Origin of the sequence: Paenibacillus rigui (assembly GCF_002234615.1) — a bacterium.
Taxonomy (GTDB): domain Bacteria; phylum Bacillota; class Bacilli; order Paenibacillales; family NBRC-103111; genus Paenibacillus_S; species Paenibacillus_S rigui.
The window spans coordinates 1-6,176 of the sequence record NZ_NMQW01000096.1 but is presented as its reverse complement, the minus strand read 5'-3'; the positions used below and the strand labels follow the sequence as shown (position 1 = coordinate 6,176).

At 47.5% G+C, this 6,176-nt stretch carries 4 protein-coding genes; all 4 read right to left on the bottom strand.

Features of this window, described 5'->3' with window-relative positions; translation table 11 throughout:
- Window positions 1-104: 104 nt before the first annotated feature.
- Window positions 105-1,673, bottom strand: a complete 1,569-nt coding sequence (locus CF651_RS31795; RefSeq protein ID WP_094018879.1) for an extracellular solute-binding protein — start codon at window positions 1,671-1,673, stop codon at window positions 105-107.
- A 56-nt stretch (window positions 1,674-1,729) separates the two neighbouring features.
- The gene (locus CF651_RS31790; RefSeq protein WP_245856239.1) at window positions 1,730-2,626 is read right to left on the bottom strand and encodes a carbohydrate ABC transporter permease; all 897 of its coding nucleotides are present in this window, start codon (window positions 2,624-2,626) and stop codon (window positions 1,730-1,732) included.
- A 19-nt stretch (window positions 2,627-2,645) separates the two neighbouring features.
- Entirely contained in the window at window positions 2,646-3,626 is a 981-nt protein-coding gene (locus CF651_RS31785; protein ID WP_425436379.1) for an ABC transporter permease, read from the bottom strand.
- 105 nt (window positions 3,627-3,731) lie between these two features.
- On the bottom strand, window positions 3,732-6,023 hold the full coding sequence (locus tag CF651_RS31780; protein ID WP_094018878.1) for a helix-turn-helix domain-containing protein: 2,292 nt from the start codon (window positions 6,021-6,023) through the stop codon (window positions 3,732-3,734).
- Window positions 6,024-6,176: the final 153 nt, after the last annotated feature.

Below are 6,176 nucleotides of genomic sequence, written 5' to 3'. Positions count from 1 at the left end.
AATCATTATGAAATTGATTCAATTAACTATATACAAAGGCGGGTTCAACATCTCAAAAAGCATTTGTTTCAACCATCCTAGACGGAACCCGCTCCTGCTTCTGCCTACTTGCCCTTTACGTTTTTCTGATACCAGTCCTGGGCCAGCTTATCTACGTTATCCCCGCCAAGACGCTTCCATTCCTTGCGAAGCTGCTCCAATCCCCATTGCGGAGAATATTGGGCGCCTCCTGTGATTACTTTCGTCTCAATCTCTTCGGACAGCGGGGAGAAGGAGGTTTGGGTCTCGCTTAATTCCGGAAACGTCGGATTGAACGGCAGGTCTCGCCGGAATTTATTTTTCATTGCGACCTTCAAGGATTCCCCCTGAACCTTTGCATACTCTTGGGATATCGCATCCTGTGCCGCCATGATGGGGAAGTCCTCCGGCTTCGGACTGTATTGATCGACAACCGCATATTCCGGTGCATAGATGATTTCTTTCTTGTTTTTCTCCGCATCGATGGCTTGAGGCACGCCATTGACCAGCTTGTAATGCACTCCCTCTTGACCAAAACGGACGTCGAACCAGTTTTTATCAATGAGCCAATCCAGCAGCTGGATCGCCGCTTTCGGATCCTTCATATTTTTGTTAAATACGATCAAACGGTTTGCAGGCGGTTCCTGAAACAGACCGAACTTCCCGTATTTCGTCGATACAGGCTCCAGAGGTACCAGTTTGCCTTCGGGTACATTTTGCTTAAGCTCCCGGTATTCGGACGGAATATTCCAGCTCGCGAAGTACACTCCGGCTTTACCGGTCACGAACAGCTGCCGCTCCTTCTGGAAATTCTTATCGGTAATGTATTCTTTATCAACCAAGCCCTCGTCGAACATCGTCTTCAGCACGGCCAGCACATCGGTGTACCGATCAGTGAAGTTTCCCTTGACAATTTTATCATTTTCCAAATACCATAATCCGCCTTGCGCAGCATACATCGCCTGAATAATGCCGGTGTAGTTAAAGTTGAAAGCCGCCCCAAGCGTATCATTTTTCCCGTTACCGTCCGGATCCTTCTCCTTGAAAGTCCGCATAACCACCATCAGCTCATCCATGGTCGTCGGTGTTTTGAGCCCCAGCTTATCAAGCCAATCCTGACGGATCCACATGGCATGGTTGGCAATCGCATCAATCCCCCTCGCACTGGTAGCGATATACGTTTTGCCGTCCAACATCGTGTAGGGCTTCAGTTCTGGATGCGCTTTCAGATAGGCCTTGTAGCTGGTGCTGTATTTCTCAATATAGTCATCAATCGGTTGAATCGCCCCTTGGTCCTTCAAATTGGACATATAGTCCCGCGAGAATTCCCACATCAGATCCGGCGCTTCGCCTGCCGCAATCAGCGTGTTCAGCTTTTGAGTGGACTGCGTACGTAAGATGGGAACCCACTTCACATGAAGACCCGATTTCTCATTGATATATTTGGTCACCCGGTTGCTCTCATACGTTCCTTCATCGCTTGCCACTTGACCTCGATCCAGGATGGAGATGCTGACCTCTCCCGGTTTCTTACTGCCAGCATCCTTGCCTGATTCCCCGCTCTGCCCCGTTTCTCCGTTCGAGGAACAGGCTGCAATCAGCGTCGTACATACGGTAACGCCCAGCAAGACAGCCAAATTTTTGCGTTTGAACATAAACTTTTCGCCTCCCAGCGGTTGGATTCAGACGTATAAGATGACCCCAGCTGCACTTAGCCTTTAAGCGAACCTATCAGCACGCCCTTGACAAAATATTTTTGCAAAAAAGGATACACGCACAGGATCGGCGCGACGGAAATAATAATGGCAGCGGCACGAATTCCCTCAGGCGAAACAAGCGCTTGCATCGTGGCCCCCTCACTGCCGTTCGTGGCATTGGCGTTGAGCAAATTCTGGCTTGTCGTATCAATCATCTGCAGCAGCTTGACCATCAGCGATTGCTTCCCTGAGCTTGTAATATACATCAGTACGTTCATGTACGAATTCCACCACCCTACGGCGTAGAACAAAGTAAGCGCAGCAAGGATCGGAAGGGACAGCGGCAAAATTAATTTCCAAATAATAATTAAGTCATTCGCTCCGTCGATGGCAGCGGATTCTTCCAGCTCGGCAGGCAAATTCTCGAAGAACGTCTTCATAACGAAAAAGTTGTACGTGCTTAACAATCCCGGCAGCCAGAGCGCCCAGTATGAATTCATAATGCCTAGCGTTTTGATTAGAATATAGTTGGGGATCAATCCACCGCCGAACAGCATGGTGAAGGTAATTAGCATCAAGAAGAACGTACGCCCCTTCAACCGCCTCCGGCTTAGAGGATATGCGGCGATGATCGTGGATACGATGTTCAATGCAGTCCCCACAACTGTAATCAGCAGTGTATTCTTCATTGCATTCAGCAGCTGCCCGTCTTCGATGAGATTACTGAAGGAAGAAAAAGTGATGTCCTTCGGCCACAGGAGCACTTCCCCGGAGCTAATAGCTCGCGAGCCGCTCATCGACACTGCGAGGACGTTTAGGAACGGAAATAAGGTGAGTACGGCAAGAAATGCCAGCAAAACGTAAACAAGACTATACAGCAGCTTCACGGATCGGGTTGATTTACCGGTCAATCGACTCCCTCCTTCCTTCTCACCACAGCCCGTTCTCGCCCATGGCCTTGATGATTTTATTGACACCTACGATGAGAATGAGGCCGATAATGGACTGGAACAGCCCTAATGCCGTCGTATAACTGTATTGAGACCCTTCAAGACCTACATGATACACATACGTACTGATCACATTCGATACCTCATACACCGCTTTGTTCTGCAAAATAAAAATGTGCTCGAAGCCGACATCCATCATTTGGCCGACGCGCAAAATAAGTAGAATGGCAATTGTGCTCCGGATACCTGGAAGAGTTATATGCCAAATGCGCCGCAGTTTCCCGGCCCCATCGATCTTGGCGGCCTCATACAGCTGCGGATCAATGCCTGCCATTGCGGCAAGATACAGAATCGTTCCCCAGCCTGCACTCTGCCAAATTCCCGACAGGATGAACATGATCGGCCACCAAAAATTGCTGGCCATGAAATAAATCGGCTCCATGCCCAGTGACTTCATTACGGTGTTTACGATGCCTGTGGACGGCGATAGAAGGGCAATAACGATGCCCCCGAGTACAACCCACGAAATAAAATGCGGAATATACAGCAAATTCTGTATCGTCCTCTTGTACCATTCGATCCGAACCTCATTCAACAAAATGGCCAGCACGATCGGCACGGGAAATGCAAACACGATACTGTATACATTTAACAGCAATGTGTTTTTCAGTACGTTAAAAAAATCAGGACTCGTAAATAACCGTTCGAAATGCTTCAGTCCAACCCACTTGCTCCCCCAAATCCCATCGGCAAACCGGTAATTTTTGAATGCAATGACTTCACCGAACATCGGTGTGTACTTAAAAACAACATAGTAAACCAGGATTGGAAGCAGCAGCATGTACAGGTACTTGTCTCGTTTGACGGATTTCCATACAGTCCTGAATCTTTGAGACTGTGTGGAAGCTGTGACACCCGTCTGTCCTGCCGCTTCGCCGATTCGTGAATTCAAATGCTCCACCTCCCTTCTTCTCTGCTCTGCGAATCACACGTTTATCGTAAGTGCATACGAGCCAGGTTGGAAATATTCACTTTTTAGGGTCTTCACCATTTTTAAGCTTACGGCCTACCGGAGCCGATTTCCCCTATATTCGCCGGGTGTTTGGCCGGTAACCTTTTTGAAGATGCGAATAAAGCTTTGAGGGTTGTTATACCCAACGAGCTCTGCAATGCTTTGAATTTTGAGCTTAGGATCCAAGAGCAGCTCCTTCGCTTTTTCCATCCGAATGCGGATTAAACAATCCATGAAATTCGTTTCCGTCGATTCCTTGAACAGCTTGCTCAAATAAGGAACACTCAGATTGAATTTCTCCGCAAGTAAATTGAGAGACAAATCGCTGTCCATGTAATGCTGCTCCAAATAAGTCACAATCTGCTTGACGGTATCGTTACCTGCCTTTGCCTCCCGCTTCTCCTCGGTTCGCACAATGAGCTGACGAAGAAATCCCGCGATATAGGTTTGGATATCCTCGACAGTGGCACACGTATCAATCTGGAGATATATATTTTCCTTCGGATCGAGGAATTCCTTGCTGTCCAAGCCTTTATCGGATAGGGCTTTGATTGATTTCATAATCAACTGGATGCACATTTGCTTGACCATTTCAGGTGGGACATTGCTCGCCACCATTTCATCGAACAGCTTTCGAAGCTGTACTTCAAGCTTCGCTTGCTCCGTATCGCGGATAACCCCGACGACCGAGTCCCCCATCGCCCATATCCGATAAAATTTATCGTTATGATTCCCCGCAATATCATCGATGCAGATAACCGTATTGATACCCATAATCAGCTTGTATTTTAATGCATGCAATGCTTCCTGGTATGATTTGTGTATTCCCTCCAGCTGAACATGAGGACTTCCGACGCCTATCGTTACAGTCTGCTTGAAATGGGTGGATACATAATTTTTGACCAGGTCGGCCACCTGAAGCGCCGTAATTTGACTGCCCTGCGGATCGTCTTCCTCGAAGCTCATAATGACGGCTACGCTTCCGTCACTGATCTCCACCGAAACCCCTTTGCACACCCCAGAAACCAGCTCCTCTGCAACATTGCTTATAGCATAGGTGAATAAATACACGTCTCTCGGGGAGACCGCATCCTGCTGACGGTCCAGCTCAATCACCAGCACGACGAAGCACGATTCGTATAGCTGGATGCCCAGCAAATCCAAATATTTGCGCATTCGGTTGTAATTCGTTTTATCGGCCATCAGTAGGCTCATGATCAAGCGCCATTTTAAAGCAGGCAAGCTTTCATGCATTTGCTTTTGCAGCGATTCGTTATCCGACATCATCTGCTTGAAAAACTTTTCCAAATACGTAAGATCCGCAGGACGTCCGGTTTTTTTCTCCGCAAATGACCGAAAAAACCGCTCCAACGGACGGAACGTATAATTGCTTACCGCATAGACGAGCACAAGCGCAACGACGAACATCCCTGCCGCGATAGCATAAAGCAGGTTTCGAATAATTTGGAGCGGACGGTTCATCTCCGGGTTCGGCACGATACTGATATATTTCCAGCCGTTGTATGAGGACGACACATAAAAAGTTGTAAAGCTGCCTTCCTTCGTGCTCTTCATCGTATAGCCGCTGCCATTCAATTGCTCCAAGCCTGGAGCCGCTTCAATACGGGTTAAGGGCTGAAACAGCTGCGCTTTATTTTGCGAAGATATAATTATTCCCTGTTCATTGACGATCAAGGTCTGTCCGGGCCTCTGCTTGTCAACATCTGCGATGAGGCTCGCTACCGTACGCTCATCTACATTGACGATGATAGCCCCTTTGCGGTACTGAGGGTTGCTGATTAACGGAAATTGCCGTACGAGTGTCATCACATTTTTATCCAGCTGAAAGCCGGAGCTGATTTCGGTAATTTTGCGTGTACCGAGCCATTGCTGGTATCTTTGCATGTTCTGAAATGGCTGAAGCCAGTTCATATCGTAGAAATCCGCTTCATCCGCAAAAATGCTATCCGTCAGCAGGCTTTTATTTTGCATCGAATATAGGTAGAAAGAAGATATATTGCTGTTCGCATTCATCAGCACTTTGAATTTGGCATTCAGAACATTAAAATGATTAAACCGCAGATCATCATTGGTATAGCGGCCGTTCAAAAAAAACGCTACCTCCGGCTCCTGAATAAAGTTAATGGTGTTCGTATCGATCTCACGAAGAATCATCTCGATTTTTTGCTGGCTCAAATGGAGCAAGGCAATGTTCGTATCCTTCAGCTGCTCCTCCAAGCTCCCCTTGGAGCTTAAGTAGGACAACCAGACAGTGGAAGTAATGATCAGCAGAAACACGACGCCGTAAATCATTTTGAATCGAGCCGATATATTTCCTTGAAACAAAGCAATCTCTCCTTTTTAGTTCAGGTCTATCGATCCCGGAGGACATGAGTGAGATTCGATTTCATATGTAAGCGCGTGCATTTTCTGAGGAAGTTTTTCGTAAGCGTCAAACAAGCTGGCTCTTATACACATATCCGAGACCCCGAGACTAAG